A 25933-nucleotide genomic window follows, 5' to 3' on the forward strand; every position below is an offset into this window, starting at 1 on the left:
TCCGTCAGCCTTTGGTTGACTGCTCCAGTTCTGTTACGCGGGCTTCCAGGGCTTCCACCATGGCGCGGGTTTTTAACAATACCGCTTGCTGGGCGTCAAACTCTTCGCGAGTAACCAATTCAAGACGCGACATTACCGAGGCAACACTGGCCCGCGCCTGCGCTTCAAAGTCGTCTTTGGCAGCACGGGCCATATCCGGTACAAACTGACCAAACTGACCCTGCAGCTGGGTAAAAATGTCTTGTGGACCTTTCATGAACACCCCTTATCTGTGTAAACACGCCGAAACAAGCTTTGCGGCAGCGCCTTCAAAGGCCCCATCTACCGCAGAATTATTGCACAGCAGTGTATCACACCGCCTGCCCTGCCATAATGTGTCGGCGGAAGCGAATCCGCAGAGCATTAAGGATGCAAAGAGTGTAGTAGAACGCGCTATTATGATTCCATGGCGTTCAAAACGCGCCATTTTGGTGCAGGGTAAATCAACCTAAAACCATTAATATAATTTTATATTACTGTTTTTAAACTATTTTTTTGCGTTGGCACATTCGATGCTAAAGCCCCATACACAATCCGCACAATTGTCGTGCGGGGCGGCCGCATCCCGGTCCCAGTCAGCAGCATTATGGCGCTGCCGATCGGCACAGTTTTACTAAGGAGAAATCAATGAAACTGATTACAGCAATCATTAAGCCATTCAAATTGGATGACGTGCGTGAAGCCTTGTCCGAGATCGGTGTTCAGGGTGTCACCGTCACGGAAGTTAAAGGCTTCGGGCGCCAGAAGGGCCACACCGAACTGTATCGCGGCGCTGAATACGTGGTGGATTTCTTGCCCAAAGTAAAAGTAGAGGTCGCCATTGGCGATGATCTGATGGACCAGGTGATCGAGTCCATCACCAAGGCCGCCAACACCGGAAAAATTGGTGATGGCAAAATCTTTGTGACCGAGTTACAGCAGGCCATCCGGATTCGTACCGGCGAAACGGGCGAGGAAGCGGTCTGAACCCGTTCTGATGCTTTAACTACCAGCGCAAAAAACTTTTTCATTTAATAGAGCCTTGTGCGGAGGGTCTTGTATGGACAGCAATGTCTTTCAGTTACAGTACGCGATTGATACCTTTTATTTTCTGATGTGCGGTGCCTTGGTCATGTGGATGGCCGCCGGCTTTGCCATGCTCGAATCTGGCTTGGTGCGCGCTAAAAACACCACCGAAATACTCACCAAAAACGTGGCTCTGTATTCTATCGCCTGCATTATGTACCTGGTGTGTGGTTACGCCATTATGTATGACGGCTCAATCCTGCTGTCAGGCATCGGCGTAACAGACACAGCCTCAGTGCTTGCCGACTTTGCCGGCCGTGAAGACGGTTTTGAAGGCGGTTCCATCTACTCTGCCCCGTCAGACTTTTTCTTCCAGGTCGTGTTCGTGGCGACGGCTATGTCCATCGTCTCCGGCGCTGTCGCCGAGCGCATGAAACTCTGGGCATTCCTGGTCTTTGCGGTGGTAATGACAGGCGTCATTTACCCAATGGAAGGCTCATGGACCTGGGGCGGCAGTGATGTGTTCGGCCTGTATAACCTCGGCGATCTTGGTTTCAGTGACTTTGCCGGCTCCGGAATCGTGCACATGGCCGGTGCCTCAGCCGCTCTGGCAGGCGTAATACTGCTCGGGGCGCGCAAAGGCAAGTATGGCTCAAATGGCGAAATCCGCGCTATTCCCGGCGCCAACCTGCCTCTGGCAGCTCTTGGCACCTTTATTCTGTGGATGGGCTGGTTTGGTTTTAACGGCGGTTCGGTACTTAAACTGGGTGATATCGCCAGTGCCAATTCGGTTGCCATGGTGTTTCTGAACACCAACGCCGCCGCCGCAGGTGGTTCTATTGCCGCTCTGATTACCGCTCGCATACTGTTTGGTAAGGCAGATTTAACCATGTTGCTGAACGGCGCTATCGCTGGCCTGGTGGTTATTACCGCCGAGCCCTCCACACCAACGGCTTTACAGGCAACTCTTTGGGGCGCGCTCGGCGGTATCACAGTCGTGTTCAGCATTATCGGCCTGGACAAACTGCGCATTGATGATCCCGTCGGTGCCATTTCAGCTCACGGCGTTTGTGGTCTGCTCGGCCTGCTGTTGGTGCCGGTCACCAACAGTGGAGCCAGCTTCAGTGGTCAGTTGATTGGCGCTGCCACCATCTTCGTCTGGGTATTCCTGGCCAGTATGGTTACCTGGGGCATCATCAAGGCGATCATGGGCATACGCGTCACTGAAGAGGAAGAGTACGAAGGTGTGGATATTGCCGAGTGTGGCATGGAAGCCTATCCGGAGTTTGTTAGCAGCAAGTAACATAGCTGCGTACAGCAACAACAAGGGGCGCCCAAGTGGGCGCCCCTTCGCATTTTGCGGCATCTGTTTCAGAAATCTGACATTTTCCCCGGGTTTGAGCTGACCGGCCCTGCCGCTTGAGCTAACATCTGGCACAGATTTCGGCCATCTAAGGATAGATGAAAGCAGCCATGAAGGACGCCACAGCCCTGAGCCACGAGGCTCGCACAACCACGTCGTTTTACCATCACGAAAACGCCGTTAGTACAGATGCCTGCTGGTACCTGGTTGACCAGGCAAAGCACTCAGATGCTTTGCGCTTGCTGTTCGAGCAGGACCCCGCACCAATTTACGACTTGCCATATATCCATTCGCAACACCATGAACAAGCCTTGAATGGCCCGTTAATTATCAAGCCCACCACAAGCCAGAGTAAAACATGGCTGCATAACTGGCGGACAGAAGCCAAAGCTCTGGCACTGCAAGGCCCGTTGCTGACGTTAGAGGAAGTACGCGATCATCTTATAAGCTTGAACACCGTTCGCACCCCTTATGGTGACAGCCTTTTTCGCTACTCCGACACGGCAACGCTTGGCAGCATTGGCGCATCGCTGTCACACCAGCAGCGCCTGCGGGTTCTCGGCCCGCTAACCGCAATTCACGGTTGCTATGCTGGCACCAACTGGTCCCTGAAAAAAGACCACTCCTCGGCACATCCGGACGAATTGCGTAAGCAGAACCCACTGCCTCTGGAATTGACCCAAGAGAATCTCGCATCAGTAGAACTGTACCGTCAAAATCTGTTGGCAAAAGCCCTGGCGGACAACCATGAATTGGAGGTCCGGACTGTCTCCTGCTGGTTCCAACAACTGAAAACACTCGGTGCACCGAGTGAGCAAGGTTTGGTAGAAGGCGTCGGGTTATTCATCGCACAGGGTATTACCCGCGCGCTGAGCGAGGATGAGCTTGCGGCCGTACGCAAAGCAAGGCACGGAGCCTGCTGGTCCGACACGCTGGACGCATTTACAACATTAACGCATTCACAGGAAGGAACCTGAATGACACCCACTAGCAACCTACCCTTCTCCCCCAGCACCGCGCCTCTCGGGACCCACAGTGCGCCGGTTTGCAAGCACGAAACCGCAAACGTGATGTTGCGGCGTTCTGACAATCTTGGGCGACCGAGGGCTTTTATCAATGCCGGTAAAATCGAGGATGAGAGCGGTAAGTTAGTCACCGCCGAAGTGCAAGATGGCAAAGAGCATACGCCTGCTAATGCAGAGGCCCGCTTCGCCAAGCTCGTCACAGGCAACGCACAATGGCACGGCCCCGAAGAGCCGGAGGGAGAGCATTTGATCGGGTTCGATACCGTGACACCCCCGGCCAGACTCCCAGCGAAGGCGTAGACCTGACCGTCATCCAGGGCGAACGCAAAGCAAAAGCGATACACCTACCGCCGCCGGTGATTATTAACCTGCGCGAAGAAGTGCCCGCTCCTGAAGACTTACTCACGGACGAACAACTGGATTACTTTCGGGCAAACGGCAATAACGCGCTCGTTTTTATGCACGGTTACAACATTCCTCATGGTGCATGGGGTCGACTTGGATGGCACTCTCAAAGCGCCAGTGTCTGGCAAGATCCGCAAACCGTGAACGATGAGTATCTGAATGGCGCCGGCGCCCACAACTGGGCTGTTCACTTGGAGTACCAACTGAACCGTGCGGCGGGTTTCGACGGCGAAAACTGGACGCCCTACAGCCGCATCATTAACATTTCCTGGCCGGGGGATACGAGCTCCACCGATTTCATACAGGCGGAGCTGAAGGCCATGGCATCCGGGCGACGCCTGGCCCCGCTTTTGCTGCAGCTGGCAGCCGCCGGCATTGCCATCAACCTGCTCTCGCATTCTCTTGGTGCCCGGGTAGCGCTCACCGCCCTGAACATTCTCGGCACCATCGGAAAACGCGACCTGGTCGAACACCTGTTTCTCTGGCAACCCGCCGTTGCCGACAATGCCCTCACCAACGACAGCAGCCGGGACGTGCACCCCCTGGGGCTTGGCGTATTTCCTGCCGCCCGTAGCGCAGCTCGCAAGATTGTGGTGCTGCATTCCCGTGGCGACGGCATTCTTGGGGCGGATAATAGTAAAGATGAGGCTTTGTGGCGGAAAGCCCTGTCATTCAAGCACCCATTAGCCACTACCGCATGGATCGCTGCAACCGCAGACGACTCCTTGGACGACATAGCCGGATACTTTAGGGGAGCCTATGATAAAAAATGGTGGAGCTTTCCAAGTTATCTGAACTTCGGCTTCGGGCCTGCCGTCGAAAAGTTATACAAAGATTACTTGCCACTCAGGTTCGAGGCGTGGATGACCGCACACCCCCAGCGAACTTTGGCCACACCCAAAGCGCTCAAACAAACCGTTCAGGAAAACTGGACCAGGTTAGAAAAAGACATCCTCACCGAGGCAAATGCTTTATGGCAGCCCTGTATAGACTGCCTGCGCAACGGCGAGCGGCCGTCTGACTACACCCTGCCGGCCCCCCTAAACCACCAGGCCAGCGTAAGCCCCGAAGTGGCCAAAGATTATGTTTTGCGTTTGAAAAAGCTTGCTGGGAATAACTGGGTTCCGGAACAACGGCCACGGCCTGCGTTGGGGTATGTGGGGTTTAATGAAGTGGCTGGTGAACGGGCTGGATTGTTTCGAGATCGTTTTATAGAAAACAAGTTGTTTGACGAATCTTGGTTAGCTACAGATCAAAGTAAATGGCTCTTTAGCCACTCGGGGATGCGAATTCCAAGCGAGGAAGTATTCGATCGCTCTTACAGAGCAGAAATTATACGTCGTATATCGGACGGAGGAGTGGGTTTTGGCCGTTATTAACGCTAATAAAGTGCGCTGGGCAGGCGCGGTGCTTGGTGCCTTTGTGCCTTTGTGCCTTTGTGCCTATTAGCATCCTGCTGAACTCCAACCTCCTAGGAGTATGGGCTGGGCCGGTTATGTCCATGGGTGTATCGGAGTCTGGCCGCTATGTCGTCAGTGCCCACAGAGACAACAAGCTTATTTTATGGGATCTGCAAGAAAAACAGTGGGACACGCTCTCCGGTGACGCCAACCTTTACAGCGCCTATTTTATACCGGGTCAAAACGCTTTTTTGTGGCAGGACACAGACAATATCGTTACTGCACAAACGGTCGACGGAAAAGTGCTGAAGCGATTTCAGCACTTCCCAACCTACGGCCACGTTATCGGTGGCGATCTTGAGACCTACTTGTCTGCTGATGAGCATTGGAATGTGTTTTCTGGCTATGGGGACACAAAACGTACTGTCCTTAGTGATGGCATCAGCCCGAGCTTTTTAGGATCCGGCAAACTGTTCAACCTCGCCATAGACCGAAACAACACCTTCTTTGTAACAGCCGGAGTCGATAATGATCGCTCAGCAATCGCAGACCACTCACCACTTAATAGCAGTCAACGGTTCTCAAAATATGGGGGCGTCACTCTTTGGAACGCTGTGACAAAACAACCTGCCGCAAAGCTCCGCGGAAACTCCTCCAAAACCCACGCTACTATCAGTCCAGATGGGCAATGGGTAATCAGTGGGGATGAGAATGGAATTGGATTGTTTTGGAACACGGATCGACCGGAAATCCGACACCGATTAGCGGGATATCATAGTGGGATCTATCTTGATGATGCGCCTTGTGCAACGGGCGACCCTCGAAACTGGGATGAAAGTGAACTCATCGATGCGCCCGCCGGCCTCAACAACTTCACCATCGCCGGCGCCTTCATCCACAACAGCGAATACTACCTCCGCTTCGGCAACAACAGCCATGTCGCCGCTCTATACGAAGCCGGCAGCCCCTGGCCCGTGAAGTATTTTGATCTCGGAGAGTCTCCCAAACTGGTCACTTACGGCAGCCAGTACGACCGCAACACCGCCATCGCCACTTCACCGGAAGCGGGCATTCTGGCGATGGGGCACCAGTCTACCGGCGGTATCAGCGTGTACCAGTTTGACCCCGACAAGCTGACGCTGGAGCGGATCTGGGTGGTGGAGTAGTTGGAAGCTGCGGTTGCTACCGCCGACCATAACCAACGATTTCTGCGGGCTTTAAAAGGTAAACCACAGAGGATGGTGATCCGAGCGTATCAGCCGGGCGTAAATCAATACCTGACAAACCTGGGGTGAGTGCATAGAATGATGACAACACAAAGTTCAAATCATGCAACAGTCAAGGAGCGTCCGGTGATGACACTGGATCAGAAGCCGGTCAAAGCCGAAGGTCGTAACGACCCTTGGAGTAACCTGCTGGTAAAAGTAGGGAAAAACCAGGACCGACAGGCTTACCATCAGCTATTCGAGCACTTTGGCCCGCAGATTAAGTATTACGCCATGGCCAACGGTATGGCGAATCATGCTGAGGAGCTTGTGCAGGAAGTGTTTGTATCGATCTGGCGTCGTTCCTGTCTTTATGATTGGCGCAAAGCAGCGGCATCCACCTGGATTTTTACCATTGCTCGAAATCAGCGCATCGACATGTTGCGCAAAATGAAGCGCATCAGCGCCGAAATATCGGTAGAGACTGAAGATCTGTGGCAGATCCCCGGTGATCACGAAAACGAGCCCGTTACGTCATTGGTTCGCTTGATGTCGGAGCGCCGGGTACGCGAATCCCTCAGCTTGTTACCGGAAGAACAAACGACGGTTATTGCCAAAGTGTATATGGAAAGCAAGTCTCATCAGATGGTTGCTGACGAATTGCAAATACCCCTGGGAACAGTAAAAAGCCGGGTCCGTCTGGCGCTCAACAAACTGAAAGTGATTTTGCAGGATCAAAACCAATGACACGGCATCACCCCGAAAGTACAAGCCTGATGGAGTTCAGCGCGGGTACACTGTCTGACCCTCACGCCCTTTGCATACGGCTGCACCTCGAAAAGTGTGCGCTTTGTCGTAGTCGGGTAGATACCCTGGAAAGCTTGGGTGCAGTGATGTTGGAACAACAACCCTTAACTGAGAGCTCCGTACCGGCCGCTTCAACATTCGATGCGATTCTTGCTCGTATTGATAGCGAGACGGCGCCTGTAAAATCTCCGCAGCAACGTCAAGACCTCATAAAGAAGCTTCTGGGCTGCGACATCAACGATTTGCCTTGGAAGCGCCAGCTTGGCGATGTCAGCATGCTCGATGTGACAGATCGTTTCCCCGGGCAGAAAGAGAGGGTGGTATTGCAAAAACTGTCATCCGGAGGCAAAGCGCCGGCCCACACCCACCGCGGGACCGAGACCACTATCGTCTTGCAGGGTGCATTCTCTGACAATAATGGTATTTTCAATCAGTGGGACTTTGCCGTGCTGGACCATAACGACAATCACCGCCCGGTGGCTGTTGGTCATGAAGACTGCATCACTTTGTCGGTGCTTAGCGCACCACTGAAATTAACGGGTACCTTTACTCGACTGCTCAACCCTTTCATGAGCTGAGCAGGCTCTCGAATTAGTCAGACGGAATACCGGCGGCACACTGCTTTTACCAAGGCAGCGTGCTGCCGTCCCACGATAAAAAGCTGCCATTCGCTGATTCGTCAATTTGGTCAATCACCGCTAACAGGTTAGCCGCGGTTTCATCCGCATCGTGAACTTCTAGGTTAGCCAGCGATTGTGAAAAAGGCTCACTCAATGCTGAGCGGGTTGTGCCCGGATGTAATGCAATACAAGCCACCGGCGACATGCGCCTAGGTAATTCTACAGACAGCGTTTTTACCAGCATATTCAGTGCTGCTTTAGAGCTTCGGTAGGCATACCAACCCCCCAAACGATTGTCGCCGATGCCCCCTACCTTGGCGGAAATCGCCACGATGCGCTTTGCGCGCTTATGCCGCAGCCAAGGTAATAACGCTTGCACCAGCAATCCGAAACCACTGGCATTCACCGCCATCGCCCGCGCCAGAGAACTGGCCTGCAAATCTTCCAGGCGCTTCTCTGGTTTCATATTCGCTCCGTGCAGTATGCCCGCAGCGTAAATAATCATATCCAGCCCTTCTGCCTTTGGCACAACAGCGGCCAGTTCCGCGGCAATCTGATCCAGGGCCTCGGGTTTTTCTGCATCCCAGGCCAGTACCTGATGTCGCTCGCGCAGAACCGCTGGTGCTTTTTCCGGCTGCCGACACAGGCCAATAATCTCAACATCGGCCCGTGCCGCGAGTTTTTTGGCCAGGGCTGCGCCAATAGCGCCCGACACACCCGCAATCAAAATCCGCATAGTGTTCACCAAGGTGATTTTAAAACAATTGTGCACGGCTGTTCGTTGCTACGCAAAGCTAAGCCGTGCTTTGTGCAATAAACGTTACGCCTGCCAAAGCTCAAAAAGTCAACATTCCGCGCCATTGCTTCATTATTTCAGCTTTTTTTGTATCTGCTAGCGCTGAGTTACAATAGCAGGCACAAGCCCACTGGAGAGATTGTCAACTACCCCGCCCTAAAGGACGAGGCTTGTAGAGAATATCCTACAAGCCAGGTTGACCAGGGAAAGCGGACACCCACCCGCTACGTTTGCCACAGGTCGTTAAGACCCACTGCGGTGTGCTTCCTCAGCACCGGACACTGGAAAACTGGAATCACGCTGGCGAAAGGCAAAGCGCCGAAGGTTTCAGTTGCCGCGCAAGCGGGAGCCGGTGGTAGACATTCCCGAGGGGAGAGAGGCTTCGGCCTCCGTCACAAGGCCCGTAAGGGCATTCATTGAAAGGAAAGTAATGTCGGTCTTCGTGTTGGATAGACGCAAACACCCCCTTATGCCGTGCACCGAAAGGCGTGCGCGGCTTCTGCTCGACCGTGGTCGAGCGGTGGTGGTGCGTGCGTATCCGTTTACGATCCGGCTGAAAGACCGTATCGGTGGCATCATACAGCCGGTCCGTATCAAGATTGACCCTGGCAGCAAGACCACCGGGATCGCGGTGGTGAGAGAAAGCGGCCAGAAGCAACACGTTCTGGCGTTAATGGAATTAGCCCATCGCGGCCGCCCCATCAGCAAGTCTCTGGAACAACGCAGGGCGTTTCGCCGCCGGCGCCGCAACCAACTGCGGTACCGGGCACCCAGATTTCTGAATCGAACCAAGCCGAAAGGCTGGCTAGCTCCTAGCCTCCAGCATCGGGTCGATACCACCCGGAGCTTGGTGAATAGGCTCCGGGCTTTAGCTCCGGTAACCGCCATTAGCCAGGAGCTGGCTCGATTCGATACGCAAAAGATGGAAAACCCGGAAGTCAGCGGTGTCGAATATCAGCAGGGCACCTTGCTCGGCTACGAGGTCCGCGAATACCTTCTGGAGAAGTGGGGGCGCGAATGCGCTTACTGCACCGACAAAGACACACCGCTGCAAATTGAGCATATCGACCCAAAGGCCAACGGGGGTTCGAATCGCATCAGCAATCTGACCTTGGCGTGCCGGCCGTGCAACCAGGAAAAAGACCGGCAGTCTCTGGTTTCATTTTTTGCCACATCCAAGCGACTGAAGAACCACCAGGCCAGGCTGGATCGCATTCTAAAACAGTGTAAGAAGCCCTTAAGAGACGCCTCAGCGGTCAACTCCACCCGGTGGGCATTGCATCAGACACTGAAGCAAACAGGCCTGCCAGTTGAAGTAGGCACCGGCGGCCGCACGACATTCAATCGGCAGAGACTGGGCATTTCAAAGACTCACGCCTTGGATGCGGCTTGCGTCGGAGAAGTCGAGATCGTAGAGGGTTGGGACGTTCCAACCTTGGCGATCAAAGCCACCGGGCGCGGCAGCTATAAGCGCACACGCTTAACAAAGCACGGTTTCCCTCGTGGATATCTGATGCGCCAAAAGCAAGTACAAGGGTTTCAGACCGGCGACATGGTGCGCGCCCTAGTGCCGACAGGCACAAAAACCGGAACCTGGGTGGGCCGGGTCGCCGTTCGCAAGACCGGCAGTTTCAACATTCAGACAAACAGCGGTGCCATCCAGGGAATCTCCCATCGCCACTGTGTTTTAACCCAGCGAGCGGATGGCTACGGCTATCACATCCAACCCAACCAACCAAAGGAGGAGGGAGACAGGAAAAACGAGTCGCGCTGACGCACGACGCGCTATCCCTCCCCGCCCTGAAGGACGGGGTATCCCGCGCAAAATGATGAACGCCGACGATTACGCCTTCCGCTTTGGCGGCATTGAGCGCCTGTATGGACGCACTGCGCTTGAAGCCTTTCGCCAGGCCCACATTGCGATTGTCGGCCTTGGTGGCGTGGGTTCCTGGGCGGCGGAAGCTTTGGCGCGCAGTGGTATTGGCACTCTAACGCTGATTGATATGGACGATATCTGTGTATCCAACACCAACCGCCAGCTGCACGCGCTCAGTGGCCAATACGGTAAAACGAAAACCGATGCCATGGCCGAGCGTTTGCGGGCCATCAATCCTGCCGCGGATATTCGCACCCAGTTTGCGTTTATTACTATCGATAACATCCCGCAACGGATAACCGCCGACGTCACCGGTGTGATCGATGCGATCGACAGTGTGAAGCCAAAAGCCGCTTTATTGGCTTACTGCCAGCGCAACAAGTTGCCGATTGTGTGTGCAGGGGGCGCCGGAGGGCAAATGGACCCAACCCAGATCCGCGTGGCGGATTTAAGCAAAACCACCCAAGACCCACTGCTGGCCAAAGTACGCAACTTGCTGCGCCGGCAGTACGGTTTTTCCCGCAATCCGCAGCGGCGTTTCGGCATAGAAGCCGTATACTCGCTGGAACAGCTGACGTACCCCGCCGCCGACGGTACAACCTGCCTGCAAAAACCGGTTAACGCAGGCCCGGTTCGGCTGGATTGCGCCACCGGCTTTGGCGCCGCCAGCCCGGTGACTGCAAGCTTCGGGTTTTTTGCGGCCTCGCGGCTACTTAACAAAATCGCACAACGCGCCCAACCCTGATTCACGGAACCGATTTTTATGGCCGTAAGCACTGTTTTGCTGCTCGCTTCTATCGGTGTGCTATCACTGTTTTGCCAATGGCTGGCCTGGCGTGTACGTATGCCGGCCATACTGTTTTTGCTGGCCGGCGGTATTGCGTCGGGCCCGGTGCTGGGCTACTTGAATCCCGAAGATGTGTTTGGCGACCTGCTATTTCCAATGGTGTCGCTGGCTGTGGCCATTATCCTGTTTGAAGGGAGCCTGACACTGCGCTTTGCCGAAATTCGCGGCCACGGCAAAATGGTTCGCAATTTGCTCCCAATCGGGTCAATTGTTACCGGCACCATCGGCACCTTGGCGGCGCATTATATTCTGGGCATTTCCTGGGAAATCGCCCTGCTGTTTGGTGCCATATCGGTTGTTACCGGCCCTACCGTGATTGCGCCGCTGCTGCGCTCGGTCAGGCCCAGCTCGAAACTCGCGAATATTCTGCAATGGGAGGGCATTATTATTGACCCCATTGGCGCCCTGCTGGCAGTACTGGTGTTCGAGGGCATTGTGTCTTGGGGTCAGGGCAATGTATTTGGCCACTCCCTGTATATTTTTGCCAAAACCATCGCGGTAGGCACTTTTTTAGGTGCGGCGGCGGGCTACATGAACGGTCAGGTACTACGTAAACACTGGATGCCCCAATACCTGCACAATGCCGGCACGCTGACCTTCATGCTAGGCGTGTATGCACTGTCGAACGAACTGGCTCACGAATCCGGCCTGCTGACGGTGACCATCATGGGTATCTGGATGGCGAACATGAAGCAGGTGCCGGTCGACAGCATTCTGGAGTTCAAGGAATCCCTGAGCGTACTGCTGATTTCAGCACTGTTTATCATTCTGGCGGCGCGCATCGAATTTTCTGCCATAGCCGATTTGGGCTGGGGCCTGGCTTGGGTACTGGCCATATTGATGCTGGTAGCACGGCCTCTGAGCATTTTTCTATCGGCTGTTGGTACCAGCCTGAACTGGCGAGAAAAACTGTTCCTAAGCTGGATAGCACCGCGGGGCATTGTTGCCGCAGCGGTGTCTGCACTGTTCGCCTTCCAACTGCAAAAAGTGGGCTATGATGGCGCGGGTGCTCTGGTACCGCTGGTGTTCATGTTGATTATTGCCACCGTAACCATTCAGAGTCTGACCGCTCGGCCGCTGGCAAACCTGCTGAATGTAATGGAGCCGTCGGAGTTCGGGTTTCTGATTCTGGGGGCTAACCCGGTAGCGCGAATGATTGGCCTCGCTTTAAAGAAACACGAGGTGCCGGTGGTGCTTGCGGACACCAACTGGGAGAACGTGCGCCAAGCGCGAATGGAGAATCTGCAGGTGTACTTTGGTAACCCGGTGTCTGAGCACGCGTCTAACCAGCTGGATTTGACTGGAGTCGGCAACCTGTTGGTCATTTCACCCTACAAACACATGAATTCCCTGGCCACCTATCACTTTCTGGACTGGTTTGGTGACAACAGCGTGTACAGCCTGGCGGAAGGCGATCAGGACCAGAAAGCGCGCCATCAAACAGCCGAAAAAATCCAACAGACACGCGGCCTTTTCAACGGCGTCAGCTACGCCAAACTGGCCAGCTTGGTAAGCCAGGGCTACTCGGTAAAAACCACCGAGCTTAGCGATGAGTTCAGCTATCAAAACTTTCTGGACAAGTACCAGAGCCAGGCTCTGGTACTGTTTATGTTTGATGGTAAAGGCCGCATTACGCCGGTGAAATCCATGGACAAACTCAAGCCCGATGAAGATTCCACGCTGATCAGCCTGGTTCCGGCCCGCGCACCAAAAGAGCGCAAGGAACGCAAAGACCGTGATAACGCCGAAGGTAACGGAACCAATGGCGCAAAATAAACAATCAGTCGCGGCAGTCCAGTACCAGCTTGCCGCAAACGTGGCCGCCTTCAAGCAACTCGTGGGCGGCCGCTACCTCTGCCAGTGAAAACACCTTTTCGATATGAACGGTGACATCGCCGTCTTCAATCAGCTCGGCGATTTCCTCAAGATGAAACACATCCGGGCGCACCGTCATGCCGTGGGCTCTCAGGCCCATGGCTTCGGCGGCACAGATAATCACGTCTGCGGTCACCGTGGGCACCGTTACCAGCACACCTTTTTCACCCAGACAGTTTAAAGAACGCCGGCCAGCATCGCTGCCCACCAGGTCCAACACCACGTCCAGGCCAAAACATTCCTGAGCCACGTCAGTGGTGGTGTAATCGATGATTTCGTGGACACCCAGACGATCCAGAAAATCGTGGTGGCCCTTTGAGGCGGTCGCAATGACGTGGGCGCCCTGGGTCAGGGCAAATTGCACGGCCAGGTGCCCGACACCGCCGGCGCCGGCGTGAATCAGAATTTTTTGCCCGGCCTGCAGGTCAGCCACCTCGAATAACGCCTGCCAAGCAGTCAGCGCCGCCAACGGCAACGCCCCGGCAGTCACCAAATCCAGATTTTCCGGCACAATGGCCAGTTCATCGGCCTGCGCCAGCGCGTAGCTGGCATAGCTGCCGCCCGTCAGGGCAAAGCCCACCAGCCCCATCACCCGGTCCCCCGGTGCCAAGGTGGTCACATTATCGCCTACGCTGACAACTTCACCGGCCAGATCGTAGCCCGGGGTCCACGGCAGCAGCTCTTGTTCGCTCAGCTGCTTGGCCACAAAACCCAAGCCTTTGCGGGTTTTCCAGTCAATCGGGTTAAGCCCGGCCCCATGAACCTTGATCAGCACCTGCCCAGCCTGGGGCTCAGGCACTGAAGCATCAACAAGTTGCAAAACATCACGGTCACCAAACTCTTCGTAAACTACTTTTCGCATGCTGGTGTTAACGGTGTCTTCCATGGGGCGCTCCGGCAAAGGGGGGTCAGTCGACGTTCGGCAGAGATAATCGTGAGCTCTGGACATTTTGAGTGTATCAGATAAGGTAGCGTGTCCCTCAATTCAAGACACAACACTTAGCCTTATATTGAATCAATCGTCGGTGGCAAGAAAGTCCACACACAAGGTAGCAAAGGTGTCCGGTTTTTCGGCGTGCAGCCAATGGCCTGTCCCCTCAATCACCTTTACGCTGGCGTTAGGAAACAACTGCAAGATGATGTCTTTGTGCTTGCTTTGTAAATACGCCGAATCTGCGCCTTTAATAAACAGCACCGGCCCTTCGAACCCGCCTTCACCTTGCGGAGCATCGGTGAGCTCTGAATAGCAACGCTCGATTGTCGCCAGGTTCAGCAACCAGCGAAATACCGGCCCGCCTTCAATTGCCTGGTCCTTCGGAATACGTTCCAGATTTTTCAGTAGAAACTGGCGAACGCCGGCGTCGGCCACAAAGTTTGCCATCTGCCTGTCCGCCTCGGTGCGCGAGCTTACCGCGCTCAAATCCATGGCTTTAAGGCCTTCCAGAATGGCATCGTGGCGCGGCTTGTAAGCAACCGGCGAAATATCGGCAACAATCACCCGGTCAATTCGATCCGGCGCCAGTAATGCCAGCTGCATCGCCACTTTGCCACCCATGGAATGGCCCAGCACGCAGACGCGCTCAAGGCCCTGGGTATCCATGTAGGCCAGCACGTCCGCCGCCATGGTTGGGTAGTCCATCGTGTCGGTGTGGGGCGATTGGCCGTGGTTGCGCTGATCCAGAGCGTGGATCTGCCAACGGTCTTCCAAACGGCGGATTATTCCACCCAAATTGTCCAGCGAACCGAACAACCCGTGCAATACGATTAATGGCAAACGCCCGGATTCGGCCGGTCCGGCTTGGCGGGCATTGAGTTCAACAGTCATCAGAGATTTCCTTGCGGCGCTTTTGGCCGCTAGATTAGCACTGCAACAGCCGCATCGACAAAGATCCTGCACTTCTTAAATCGGCTGCACTATCTACGCACTATCTACGCAGGACCTCCACAGCACCCACGCAGTACCACAAATGTGGCGGATGATAGGCGCCATGCTATCTTGGCCCATTATAACGCTGCGCGTGCAGTGCCCACCAATACAGGAATCCAGATGCCCGAATTCTCACTGATTGCCGTTATTGTTGCTCTGGTGTATCTGGCATCTCTGGTGTGCATCTACCGGATTCTGATGACGTATCGCACGGCACAGGGGGCTTTGGCCTGGGTTATCGCCTTGCTGGCGCTGCCGTGGATTACTCTGCCATTGTTCTTGCTTATTGGGCGTTCACGCTTTGGTGGGTACGTTAAAGCGCGACGCATGGGCGACGAGGCGCTGACCAATCTGCTGAACCGGTTTGAACAGCAAGAAACCTCGTTACGCTCACCAGCGCACGAACATTTCAGTGACGAACTTCAGGTACTCAGCAAGCTGGCTCGCCAGCCGTTTACCGAAGGCAATCACAGCACTTTATTGCGCGACGGCGAAGCGACTTTCAACGCCCTGTTTGACTGCATGGAAAACGCCCAGCACTACATCCTGCTGGAGTTCTACATTGTGCGCTCTGACCGTGTTGGGCAGCGCATAAAGTCCATTCTGGAGCGCAAGCTGGCGGAAGGCGTGAAGGTGTGGTTTTTGCACGACAACATTGGCAGCTTTGGCTTGCCTCGCAAATACATCAGGGAACTGACGCAAGCCGGCGCCCACACCGCCGCCTTTGGCGATGGCAACGTGCGCCGCTGGCGCTTTCAGATGAATTTTCGCAATCACCGCAAAATTTTGGTGTGTGATGGCAAAGTAGGCTTTGTTGGCGGTATCAATCTGGCAGACGAGTATCTGGGCGCAGCTATGGACCAGGAACCCTGGCGCGACACCCACTGCCGTATTGAAGGCCCCGCGGTAACCGGGTTACAACTGGCTTGGCTGGAAGACTGGAACTGGGCCAGCGACACCTTTCCAGAGCTAAACTGGGCGCCCCATCACAACGCCCCGGGTGACGAGCAAATCCTGATTCTACCCACCGGCCCCGCCGACCGCTGGGAAAGTTGCACGCTGTTCTTCCTCAACTGCATCAACAATGCCCGCGAGCGGGTGTGGATTGCCTCACCCTATTTTGTGCCAGACCTTCAGATAATGAACGCTCTGCAGCTGGCAGCGCTAAGGGGGATAGACGTCAGAATTCTGATTCCAGAAAAATCCGACAGCCGCATCATTGGCCTGGCAGCTTATTCCTATCTGGTACAGGCCTGCCAGGCCGGCATTCAAATTTATCGCTATCAGCCCAGCTTCATGCACCAGAAGGTAATTCTGGTGGACGACCGCTACACCGCAGTCGGCACGGCAAACCTGGACAACCGCTCCATGCGCTTGAATTTTGAAATTACCGCAATCAACACATCAGGGAAATTTGTAAATGAAGTAGACGCGATGCTCACCGAGGACTTCAAACAGTCCCACTTGATGGACGAACGCGATTATCGCGACCGTTCCCTGGTGTTTCGCATTACCTGCCGCGCCATACGCCTGGCCGCGCCGCTGCTGTAAAACAGCCGGCCGATAGCAATTTCAGCGTTGGTTGTCGTCACTAGACGGCAATGGCTCTACGGTCAGGTGTGACGTGTCGGGCACGATGGGCGGTGGCAATTCTTCTTTACTGCCGATATCACTGCCGGCCGGTGCCAGGCTCCAGGCACCAAGATGATCAAAACTCGGCACCTCAACCGGCACGGATTCGACTAAGGTTACGCCCGGTGGATCCAGGGTCAGCGCAGAACCCGCCAGCACCGCATCGGTGCGCTCGCCAGCGATGGGTAAACCACCGGCGTTCGTCTGATTTACCGCAAAGGGGCTGCTGGCCTGGCGCTGGGGTGGCTGGGAAGAAACGGCTGACTGGGAAGCCGCGGCTGACGGCGGTGCAGGGATCGCCTGCTCTGGTTGCGTCTGCGCGCCGGTTTGCCCTTGCGCCATGGCCTGAACGTACGCCCGCATGCCGTGCTTTTGCAGCAGAGCGCGGTATTTTTCAGCCTGGGCCTGGTCTAGCTGGTTACGAATAACTACCGGCTTGCCGCTGAACATGCGGTCAAGCTGGGTGTCGTTGGCCTTGAATAATTGACGCGCACTGCTGCGAGCTGTGACAAGATCGGTGCCTGCAACACACTCGCCTTTGAATATCAGCTGGAACATATGCCGCTACCTCTGCTATTGAATCAGAATAACGTGTTAACCCTGCCCTTAACCCTGGCCCAGCAGGCGCGGGAACAACTCTAATGAATTATTCACCGCGTCAAGGTTAAAGGCCAACACATCTGACAGCAGCTTTTCGCTGTAACTGGATACCGAGTGCGAACGGTAGCGTTGGCCCCAGGCCACCAGGCGTTCAGCGAAATCGCGCATTTTCTCCGGATCACCGCTTTTGCGCACGCTTTCCCACTCGTCACCGAAATCTTCCGCCAACTGCTGCCGCAACCAACCCCGCTCCTGCATACTCAACGTCTGCGCCAGCAGGCGCTCACCTTCTTCCGGTTTGCCTTCTTCCTCGACTTCTTCGCCGGTTGAGGCCACATCCGGAAGAATCAGCTTGAACACTGAACCTTCCTCCAGGGTGCTTTTCAGGGTCAGTTCTCCGCCCATCATCAGCGCCAGTTTACGGCTGATGGCCAGCCCCAGGCCAGTGCCGCCATAGCGCCGCGAGTTCTGGCCCTCCTGCTGCTCAAAGGCATCAAAAATTCGCTCTTGCTGATCAGTCGCGATACCAATTCCGGTGTCAGTGACGGTGACTTCCAGCCGGTAACGCGGGTGCTCGGGTTCTCCGGGTTTGGTGCCCGGCGGATAGCTCTGCTTTGGCAAAGGGCTCGCCTTGGCGCGTACCGTCACCCCACCCTCGTGGGTAAATTTTATGGCGTTACCCGCCAGGTTGAAAAGCACCTGGCGCAGGCGGGTTTCGTCCAGCATCAGCGCTGCAGGCATTTTTTTACCCACGCTGACCTCAAGGGTAACGCCTTGGTCCCGGGCACGCAGGTCAAAAATGTGCAGCACGTCGCTGAGCATCCTGCGCATGGACACCGGCGCATAATCCAGCCGCATTTTTCCTGCTTCAATTCGCGACAAGTCCAGAATGTCGTTAATCAGCATCAGCAAAGCGCGGCTACCGGCGCGAATGGCGTCCAGATAATTGCGCTGCTGTGGGTCTGTTACCGTATTGCTCAACAAATCGCTGTAGCCGATCACCGCGTTCATCGGGGTGCGAATCTCGTGGGACATGTTGGCCAGAAATTCACTTTTTGTCAGACTAGCGGCTTCCGCTTCCCGCGCCAACCGCTCGGCTTCGAGCTTAGCCGCCCGCAGTTCATCTTCACTGCGCCGCAGTGCGTTTTCCGAGCGGATTCGCTCATCCACTTCCCGCGACAGTTTGCGATTCCAGTACAAGAATATCAGCACCACCACCACCGCCAGCAGAATCACCCGGCGCACCACGGTGTAATCGGTCGCCTGTTCGATATCCAGGTGAATCCAGCGGTTATAAATGGATTCGGTTTCCAGGCTTTCCATGCTGCTCAACGCTTTGTTGAGGATGCGCTGCAAATCCGGATTGTCTTTGCGCACCGCCAATCGCAATTCGTACTCATAGGGCGTCACGCTGGTAATGCGCAGGTTGGTTAATCCCAGGCGGGTCACGGTGTAACTGACCGCCGGAATGTGCGTTACCATCACGTCCAGATCGCCGTTCGACAGCGCCAGCAAGCCCTCTTCCACGTTGGTCATGGGGTAAATGTTCAGATTCGGATGATTAATCAACAGGTAATCGTGAGCGGCATGGCGATTCACCACCCCCACTTTTTCCTGGCGTAGTTCACGCAAATCGCCGATGAAACGGCCGTCGTCGCGGATCGCCAGAGCAATAGGTACGGTCAGGTAGGGCCGGGTAAACAGAAAATCCTGTTCTGTGCGGGGGGTGCGTGAGATGCCCGGTAAAATATCCACTTCGCCGGTTTTGAGCTGTTCTTCAGCCTGCAACCGGCTAATCGGCATGGTGTTCTGAAAGCGCACGCCCAGCTTGGCTTCCAGCCGCGACATTAAATCCGGTACCAGGCCAGCGGGTTTTCCATCTTGCTGAAACTCGAAGGGTGGCCAGTCTGTGCGGTACGCCACGACCAAATTAGCGTTGTTCTTGAGCCAGGCCAAATCCCGCGCCGACAGGTCGTTGCCGGGCTTTTCTTGGGGCGGCACTTCCGTGGTCAGCCAGGCTTCCAGCACCTGGCGGTGCTCGTTACGATCAATGCGGGCTATGGCGTCGTTGAGCAGTCGTAACAGGGGTGCGTCAGCTTCACTCGCGGGCAACCGCAACACAACATCAATGGTTTTCTGGTCTGGCAGGACAGCCAGGCTAATGCCATTCACCCGCGCCGATTGCAGATAATCCGATACCACCGGCACCGGCCCCAGAAACCCCACCGCCTGCCCTGATAACACCACATTCACCGCCTCGGCAACGTCGGCCACCATAACCGGCTCAAAGTTTTCAACGGGGTCTAGCAGCGGGTATTGATTCACATCGTTGCTAATCACCGCAACCCGGCTGTTTTCCAGGTCTGCCAGGCTGCGAATAATGCCGTCACCGGCGCGAGCGAACAGGCCGTAGGTTAACGACATCAAAGGCTGGGTATGAACAAAATCGGTGGCTGGCGGTGCATCGCTGAAACGGGTCACCAGTGCGGCATCTACGTCACTACCTGGCGACCGCGGTTCTACCGGCACACCCAACTTTATTGACAGTTTGGCCAGGTAATCGATATAGATCCCTGCCAAAGAGCCACTCCCGGTATTGAACACCAACGGCACCTGCTCCGCCTTAACCGACACGGTAACTCGCTCGTGTTCGGCCAGCCATAGCCGGTCGGGGCTTGCGGGCGCCAGGCCCTGGGGTGGTTCAAAGGCAGGCTCAGATTCGTTAAAGGAGTTATCGCTGGCAAGCGTTGCGGCGGCAACCGAAGCACCCGGCTCATCCGCTGGTTCGGCGCGCAGCGGAGTATGAAGCCCGCTTAACAGCCAACACAAAAGTAAAACATGCGCAGCCTTCACTAAGGTTCCTCAAAGGATTGGTTGAGCTGAACGCAATAACAGCCGGCTTGGCTCGATTATTCCGTGCTGATCTTGACCTGGTTGCGACCGGCATTCTTGGCCATATAAAGCGTGCGGTCAGCGCGTTCGAACAGGGTGTCTTCGTTATCGCCACTTCTGATGCTCGCAATCCCTGCCGAAAAGGTAATGGTAACCGGCTGATTGCTGAAGTGAAACGGCAACTTGGCGACATTAGCGCGCAAGCTGTCTATTACTTGCTTGGCCTGGGTATCTGTGGTTTCCGGTAGCAACACCACAAATTCCTCACCGCCAATACGGGCGATAAAGTCTGTCGAACGCAGTCCTTTTTTCAATTCTCGCGCCAGCAGTTGCAGCACCCTATCGCCCGCCTTGTGGCCGTAAGAATCGTTAATGCGCTTGAAGAGGTCGATATCGACAATGGCAATTGTTATTTCACCTTTATAACGCTGCCACCGCTCGACCTCGAATTGCAGGCGGTCGTGCCAGGAGTCACGGTTTGGTAGCTGGGTTAGCATATCGGTATTGGCGCGCCGGCGCTCTTTAACGACCTGTTCGCGCATCAGCTCAGACTCGGTTTCCATGGTCACGACTTTCTGCTGCATGGCTTCCAACTGAGTCGCCAGGGCTTTTTCACGGTCACTTTCCCGCTCGCGAAACTGGACGACTGACTGGGCTATATCGTCCAAGTGAGCAGTCACAGAATGTTTCAGCTGCCCTAGGTTACTACTGCTCTGAATATGTTCGCTCAGGCGCGTGATCCCGCCCCGCAAATCCCGGCCCAACGCCTCTGATGCACTCAACCGGCCGCTTTGTGCCGACGTGTGCGCTACAAAACTCTGGCGCAGCACGGCAAGGCGATCGTCAAGCTGTTGAATAAATTCATCAAACTGGGCGCGGCATTGCTTAATGGCCAGCATCACCAATTCAGCCACATCGCGCAGACCTTTACGCAACGCGCTCCATTCTTCGCTGTAGAGCAGAATCTGCTGCAAAGCGCGGGCCTTTTTTTCCGCCTCCGCGCCTATCGGTACCTCACTGACGATTTGCTCCACTAACTGGCCAACCCAGCGTGCAATACGCAGGCGTTCGCCGTCTTGGCCGAGGTCCATAGAATCTGCAGCAGAGCCTTCACCAGAACCTTGTGAAGCAAATTCCGCTTGCTCTAGAAGCACCATCTGGCGATCAATCTTTGTTTGCAACAACTGCCAGTGCTCAACGTCGATAGAGGGGCTACGCACCTGATCACGAACGTTATCCAATAGCTGGTCCAGCTCGCCAGACTGCCCCTTCAGACCCAAGCTGGTGCGCACCAACATGCGCTCAAGCAGCATGCGGTGCTGTTGCCACTGTTGCTCGCGGTGTTCGGCCGCATCCAACTCCCGTAGATACTTGTCTTTCCAAGACAACTCTGCGCTCATTGGACCTCCTGCGCGTCACACGGCCGTGTGCTGGTCAGCTTACTCATGATTGATTCGTCGCCGCTTTGCTCTTGGATGACTTTGGTCATACACACTGGCAAGGTGTTGAAAGTCTAGATGAGTATAGACCTGAGTGGTCGCAATGTCCGCGTGGCCTAGCAACTCCTGAACCGCCCGCAGATCGCCACTGGATTCCAATAAGTGGCTGGCAAATGAGTGCCGCAGCATGTGCGGGTGCAGTTTCTGATCGGCGCCTTTTACCAAGCCCCAGCGCGCCAGACGCACCTGAATACTTCGGTGGCTAAGGCGGTCGCCGCGGCGGCTGACGAATAATGCCTGCTGCCCGGCACCCGCGAGCCCTGACCGCACCGCTAACCAGGCCTGAAGCGCCGCCAGGGCAGGTCGCCCAACAGGCAAAACGCGCTGCTTATTGGCTTTGCCAGTCACTTTTACCTGAGCGGCTACCAAGTCTACAGTGCCCAAATCCAAAGCGGCGATTTCTGCCAACCGTAAACCTGCAGAATACAGTAATTCAAAAATGCATACATCCCGCAATTCCAGCGGATCGTCCGCCTGGGCATCCAACAGGTGCGTCAGCTGGTCTACATCGGCAACAACAGGCAACCGCCGCCCGCTCTTTGGTGCGCGAATACCTTCCGCCGGGCTATTTTCGGCCCAACCTTCACGCAACAAGTAATGGTAAAAACGGCGTATAGCTGAAAGATGGCGGGCAATGCTGCGGCCGTTCAGGCCCGCACGACTCAAGTATGCGACGTAACGGCGGATGTCGTGACTATTGAGGGTTCGCCAGCTGGCTTCCGAGTGCTCTTGAGATTGATCAAAAGAGCGCTCTTCAAGCCACTGCTGCAGGCGCAGCAGATCTCTCTGGTAGTGTTCGCAGGTGAGCGGCGACAGGCGTTTTTCAGCGGCCAGATGGCGAATGAAACCAGCAACACCCTGGAACAGGCCAGTGTGTTGCGGTTGATCGCCGGCCCATTGCATAGGTCAACGAGACTCGGCAATATCGCTTAGCGGCAATGCCACCAAGTGGCGCTGTACCATAGGCGGTAACAATCGGCTTAACGTGTCGCTGATATAACTCAAAAACAGTGAGCCCATGCTCTGGTCAAAGTAACCCGGCACACAGCTGCCAATGGCAAACACACCGACAAGTTCGTGGTTGCGCAGCGGCACAAGCGCCACCGAGGCAACCGGCTCGTCGCGATCAGGAAACAGAAAAGCGCGCTCACTTTCGCGAAACTGGCCGCACACTGCGCGGCCGCCGTCCAGCAGATTACCCAGCCGTTTGTGCGCTTCCGCCGGCGACACCACATGCAGAGCGCCCTGGGCCGCCTGGGGTAGAGGGCCATCGGTAAACAAAATCACACTGGCCGCGTCCAGACCAAAGTCTCCGCGAATACTGTCATCAATCACCGCCGCCATGTCGTTCAGATTTTTGGCTTCGATGATCTGCATCAGCAAGTGTTTGCTTTTCTGGAACAGCCGGTCGTTCTGGCGCGCAATGCCCACCAACTCAACCAGCTCATCACGCATAGTGTCGCGCTGCTCGCGAAAAAGATGAACCTGGCGCTCAACCAACGAAATGGCCCGCCCGCTGTCGTGGGGTAAAGTCAGGTCGCGCAGCAGGTCGCTTTGTTCAACAAAAAAATCAGGATTGTCACGCAGGTATTGCGCCACTTGTTCTGCATTTGGAACGCCGGCCTCTTGGCGGGCCGCTGAATCTGTCATCGTGTGCTCCTGGTTTCAGGATCGTTGCCTGCCGGTTCTGGCGGGTTTACGGCGGCGGATGCCGGGCTCTGCGGGCAGTCGCAGCTGGCCCTCAAAAACGTTAGCAACGGGGCCGTCCATCATAACAGCGGCTCCGAGCCCCTGCCATTCGATAATCAGCCGGCCTCCGGGCAGTTCCACTTCTACCCTCGGGTCGAGCAAACCTCGCAAACATCCTGCAACAACAGCAGCGCAAGCGCCAGTGCCGCAGGCCAGAGTTTCACCACAACCACGTTCAAACACCCGCAAACGAATATGGCTGCGATCCACAATTTGCATAAACCCAATATTGGCTTTGGCTGGAAAGCGCCAATGCTTTTCTAGCAGCGGGCCCAGGGTTGCCAGCGGAGCGCTATCGACGTCGTCCGTCAGCAGAACGCCATGGGGGTTGCCCATCGACACCGCCGACAACTCTATGTTCTGGCCATTTACCTCTACGTTATAAACCGGTGCAAATTCGTCAGCGCTGAACGGCACCGTAGCCGGTTCAAGCCTTGGCACACCCATATCCACTTTCACCAGTCCGTCTTTCCCCACCCGCAGCTCAATAATGCCGCCAGCCGTTTGCACCCGCATCACTTTTTTGTTGGTCAGGCGCTGGTCGCGCACAAAACGGGCAAAACAACGGGCGCCATTACCACATTGCTCCACTTCCGAGCCGTCGGCGTTGAAAATCCGATAACGGAAATCCACATCCGGCAGCCCTGGCGGCTCCACCACCAGCAGCTGATCAAAACCGATGCCAAAATGGCGATCGGCCAGCTCGCGAATCATCTCCGGGCGCAGGCGAAACATCTGGCTGATGGCGTCAACCACCATAAAATCATTGCCCAGGCCGTGCATTTTTGTAAAACGCAGAATGCCGCCCGCATTGCCACTATAAGCGCCACCGAGAGCGGCACCCGGACTACCAACAAAGGCGCCGCCAGCGCCGCGCCGGGAGGCTGGGCCGTCAACGTTGGCCAGGAGTTCCCCGTCGTCACTCATAACGGCAGGCTACTCTCGGGAGCCAATTGTTCTTCCAGGGTTTCGCGGCGGCGAACCACATGCACCTGATCGCCATCGACCATCAATTCAGGCGGGCGATTACGGGTGTTGTAGTTGGAACTCATCACAAAGCCATAAGCCCCAGCCGAACGCACCGCCAGCAGGTCGCCGGCGCTCAAACTAAGCTGGCGGTCTTTACCCAGAAAATCACCGGTTTCGCACACCGGGCCCACCAGATCCCAGGCTTTTTCATCGCCCTTGCTGTGGGGGGCCACTGGCACAATGGCCTGCCAGGCGCCATAGAGCGCGGGGCGAATCAGGTCGTTCATGGCAGCGTCAATAATCGCGAAGTTACGGTGCTCTGTGCACTTCAGGAACTCGACACGGGTCAGCAGCACGCCGGCGTTGGCGGCGATTGAACGCCCGGGCTCCAGAATCAGTTCCAATTTGCGGTTGCCCAGGCGCGCAAGAATCGCTTCCACGTATTCGCCGGGCTGCGGCGGTGTTTCATCGTTATAGGTAACGCCCAGGCCACCGCCCAAATCCAGGTGTTTTATCTCGATCCCTTGCTCTGCCAGGCTGTCCACCAGTGCCAGAACCCGATCCAGAGTGTCCAGAAATGGCGCTACCGTGGTCAGCTGTGAGCCGATGTGGCAATCCACACCACGCACGTCGAGGTGCGGCAGGCTGGCGGCGCGGGCATAGATCGCCGGCGCGACGTCAATATCGATACCAAATTTGTTTTCTTTCAGGCCGGTGGATATATAAGGATGAGTGCCCGCGTCTACGTCGGGGTTTACCCGCAGCGATACCGGCGCTTTCACGCCCAACTCACCGGCAATGTCGTTCAAGCGGTCCAGCTCGGTATCAGACTCTACGTTAAAACAACGTACACCCACTTCCAGCGCGCGCCGCATTTCCCAGCGCTGTTTTCCAACGCCGGAAAAAACCACTTTGGCCGGGTTGCCACCGGCTCGGAGCACCCGTTCCAGCTCACCGGCGGATACGATATCAAAACCCGCACCCAGACGGGCCAGCACGTCCAGCACCGCCAGATTGCTATTGGCTTTTACCGCATAGCACACCAGATGCGGGTGGTTCTGCAGAGCGTTGTCGTAAGCACGATAATGGCGTTCCAGGGTCGCTCGGGAGTACACATAAGCCGGCGTGCCGTGCTGCAGTGCAATGCGCGCCAGCGGCACATCTTCGGCCCAGAGCTCATTGTTCTTATAAATGAAATGATCCATAAAAATTCCTGAATTATCGGGCCTGACCCGACGTTTCTGATATGGGCACGGGCGTCGGCTCCGCGCTTTGTACGGCGAGCTCCTGGCTAGGCGCTTCGCGGTAGAGATCGCCTTTCTGACCGCAGCCTGTAAGCCCGATCAGCAACAAAAGGCTTAACAGCGCTGCGACTTTACTCGCGGGAAATTTCAGACCCATT

At 55.7% G+C, this 25933-nt stretch carries 25 protein-coding genes; 13 read left to right on the top strand and 12 right to left on the bottom strand.

The features are described from left to right. Positions 1-4 precede the first annotated feature (4 nt). A complete protein-coding gene (locus ATI45_RS12190) occupies positions 5-256 on the bottom strand; it encodes an accessory factor UbiK family protein (protein WP_098419722.1) in 252 nt (83 codons plus the stop codon). Between ATI45_RS12190 and ATI45_RS12195 the strand changes: the two genes are divergently transcribed. From ATI45_RS12195 to ATI45_RS12230, 9 genes are all read left to right on the top strand, one after another. Next, a complete protein-coding gene (locus ATI45_RS12195; protein WP_098419723.1) occupies positions 255-491 on the top strand; it encodes a hypothetical protein in 237 nt (78 codons plus the stop codon). The genes ATI45_RS12190 and ATI45_RS12195 overlap by 2 nt on opposite strands. Before the next feature lie 175 nt (positions 492-666). Beyond that, positions 667-1005, top strand: coding sequence for a P-II family nitrogen regulator (glnK, locus tag ATI45_RS12200; protein WP_007350272.1), 339 nt, complete (start codon positions 667-669; stop codon positions 1003-1005). A 73-nt stretch (positions 1006-1078) separates the two neighbouring features. Further along, entirely contained in the window at positions 1079-2347 is a 1269-nt protein-coding gene (locus ATI45_RS12205; protein WP_098419724.1) for an ammonium transporter, read from the top strand. Between the two features lie 170 nt (positions 2348-2517). Continuing rightward, positions 2518-3384 carry a DUF4123 domain-containing protein gene (locus ATI45_RS12210; RefSeq protein WP_179888407.1) on the top strand — a complete coding sequence of 289 codons (867 nt, stop codon included), beginning with the start codon at positions 2518-2520 and terminating at the stop codon, positions 3382-3384. After that, complete coding sequence (locus tag ATI45_RS21940; protein ID WP_143751156.1) at positions 3385-3732, top strand: hypothetical protein; 348 nt, start codon at positions 3385-3387, stop codon at positions 3730-3732. Next, the gene (locus tag ATI45_RS12215) at positions 3645-5216 is read left to right on the top strand and encodes an alpha/beta hydrolase (RefSeq protein ID WP_098419726.1); all 1572 of its coding nucleotides are present in this window, start codon (positions 3645-3647) and stop codon (positions 5214-5216) included. The genes ATI45_RS21940 and ATI45_RS12215 overlap by 88 nt, the downstream gene beginning before the upstream one ends. 116 nt (positions 5217-5332) lie before the next feature. Continuing rightward, positions 5333-6403 (top strand): WD40 repeat domain-containing protein, encoded by a 1071-nt coding sequence (locus ATI45_RS12220; protein ID WP_098419727.1) that lies wholly within the window; start codon positions 5333-5335, stop codon positions 6401-6403. Positions 6404-6589: 186 nt separating this feature from the next. Next, on the top strand, positions 6590-7189 hold the full coding sequence (locus ATI45_RS12225) for a sigma-70 family RNA polymerase sigma factor (RefSeq protein WP_098419728.1): 600 nt from the start codon (positions 6590-6592) through the stop codon (positions 7187-7189). Then, a complete protein-coding gene (locus ATI45_RS12230; protein ID WP_098419729.1) occupies positions 7186-7827 on the top strand; it encodes a ChrR family anti-sigma-E factor in 642 nt (213 codons plus the stop codon). The genes ATI45_RS12225 and ATI45_RS12230 overlap by 4 nt, the downstream gene beginning before the upstream one ends. Positions 7828-7873: 46 nt before the next feature. Here the strand turns inward: ATI45_RS12230 and ATI45_RS12235 are convergent, their stop codons facing one another. Then, positions 7874-8605, bottom strand: a complete 732-nt coding sequence (locus ATI45_RS12235; RefSeq protein WP_098419730.1) for an SDR family NAD(P)-dependent oxidoreductase — start codon at positions 8603-8605, stop codon at positions 7874-7876. Positions 8606-9095: 490 nt separating this feature from the next. On the opposite strand from ATI45_RS12235, the gene iscB reads away from it, so the two are divergent. From iscB to ATI45_RS12250, 3 genes are read left to right on the top strand one after another with little or no spacing between them, the layout of a single operon-like run. Then, positions 9096-10439: an RNA-guided endonuclease IscB gene (gene iscB, locus ATI45_RS12240; protein ID WP_098419731.1), complete on the top strand. Its 1344-nt coding sequence runs from the start codon at positions 9096-9098 to the stop codon at positions 10437-10439. A gap of 52 nt (positions 10440-10491) precedes the next feature. Continuing rightward, entirely contained in the window at positions 10492-11286 is a 795-nt protein-coding gene (gene tcdA / locus ATI45_RS12245) for a tRNA cyclic N6-threonylcarbamoyladenosine(37) synthase TcdA (protein WP_267284056.1), read from the top strand. Between the two features lie 18 nt (positions 11287-11304). Continuing rightward, positions 11305-13164, top strand: coding sequence for a cation:proton antiporter (locus ATI45_RS12250; protein WP_098419732.1), 1860 nt, complete (start codon positions 11305-11307; stop codon positions 13162-13164). Between the two features lie 4 nt (positions 13165-13168). Here the strand turns inward: ATI45_RS12250 and ATI45_RS12255 are convergent, their stop codons facing one another. Further along, positions 13169-14149 carry an NADP-dependent oxidoreductase gene (locus ATI45_RS12255; RefSeq protein WP_098419733.1) on the bottom strand — a complete coding sequence of 327 codons (981 nt, stop codon included), beginning with the start codon at positions 14147-14149 and terminating at the stop codon, positions 13169-13171. 129 nt (positions 14150-14278) lie between these two features. Next, entirely contained in the window at positions 14279-15088 is an 810-nt protein-coding gene (locus tag ATI45_RS12260) for an alpha/beta fold hydrolase (protein WP_098419734.1), read from the bottom strand. Positions 15089-15310: 222 nt separating this feature from the next. Between ATI45_RS12260 and cls the strand changes: the two genes are divergently transcribed. After that, positions 15311-16741 (top strand): cardiolipin synthase, encoded by a 1431-nt coding sequence (cls, locus tag ATI45_RS12265; RefSeq protein WP_098419735.1) that lies wholly within the window; start codon positions 15311-15313, stop codon positions 16739-16741. A 21-nt stretch (positions 16742-16762) separates the two neighbouring features. On the opposite strand, the gene ATI45_RS12270 is transcribed toward cls, so the two are convergent. Genes ATI45_RS12270 through lptM form a run of 8 tightly spaced genes read right to left on the bottom strand, consistent with a single transcriptional unit; the run spans position 16763 to position 25932 of the window. Then, positions 16763-17380: a hypothetical protein gene (locus ATI45_RS12270; RefSeq protein ID WP_098419736.1), complete on the bottom strand. Its 618-nt coding sequence runs from the start codon at positions 17378-17380 to the stop codon at positions 16763-16765. A 48-nt stretch (positions 17381-17428) separates the two neighbouring features. Next, positions 17429-20275: a transporter substrate-binding domain-containing protein gene (locus tag ATI45_RS12275; RefSeq protein ID WP_098419737.1), complete on the bottom strand. Its 2847-nt coding sequence runs from the start codon at positions 20273-20275 to the stop codon at positions 17429-17431. 56 nt (positions 20276-20331) lie between these two features. After that, positions 20332-21714 (bottom strand): GGDEF domain-containing protein, encoded by a 1383-nt coding sequence (locus tag ATI45_RS12280; RefSeq protein WP_098419738.1) that lies wholly within the window; start codon positions 21712-21714, stop codon positions 20332-20334. A gap of 39 nt (positions 21715-21753) precedes the next feature. Continuing rightward, on the bottom strand, positions 21754-22716 hold the full coding sequence (gene xerC, locus ATI45_RS12285; RefSeq protein ID WP_098419739.1) for a tyrosine recombinase XerC: 963 nt from the start codon (positions 22714-22716) through the stop codon (positions 21754-21756). Between the two features lie 3 nt (positions 22717-22719). Continuing rightward, positions 22720-23463 carry a DUF484 family protein gene (locus ATI45_RS12290; protein WP_098419740.1) on the bottom strand — a complete coding sequence of 248 codons (744 nt, stop codon included), beginning with the start codon at positions 23461-23463 and terminating at the stop codon, positions 22720-22722. Positions 23464-23478: 15 nt separating this feature from the next. Beyond that, entirely contained in the window at positions 23479-24489 is a 1011-nt protein-coding gene (gene dapF, locus ATI45_RS12295) for a diaminopimelate epimerase (RefSeq protein ID WP_098419741.1), read from the bottom strand. Continuing rightward, complete coding sequence (lysA, locus tag ATI45_RS12300; protein WP_098419742.1) at positions 24486-25736, bottom strand: diaminopimelate decarboxylase; 1251 nt, start codon at positions 25734-25736, stop codon at positions 24486-24488. Before lysA ends, dapF begins: the two co-directional genes overlap by 4 nt. Before the next feature lie 13 nt (positions 25737-25749). After that, entirely contained in the window at positions 25750-25932 is a 183-nt protein-coding gene (gene lptM / locus ATI45_RS23320) for an LPS translocon maturation chaperone LptM (RefSeq protein ID WP_098419743.1), read from the bottom strand. Position 25933: the final 1 nt, after the last annotated feature.

The organism is Marinobacter sp. LV10MA510-1, from assembly GCF_002563885.1.
Taxonomy (GTDB): domain Bacteria; phylum Pseudomonadota; class Gammaproteobacteria; order Pseudomonadales; family Oleiphilaceae; genus Marinobacter.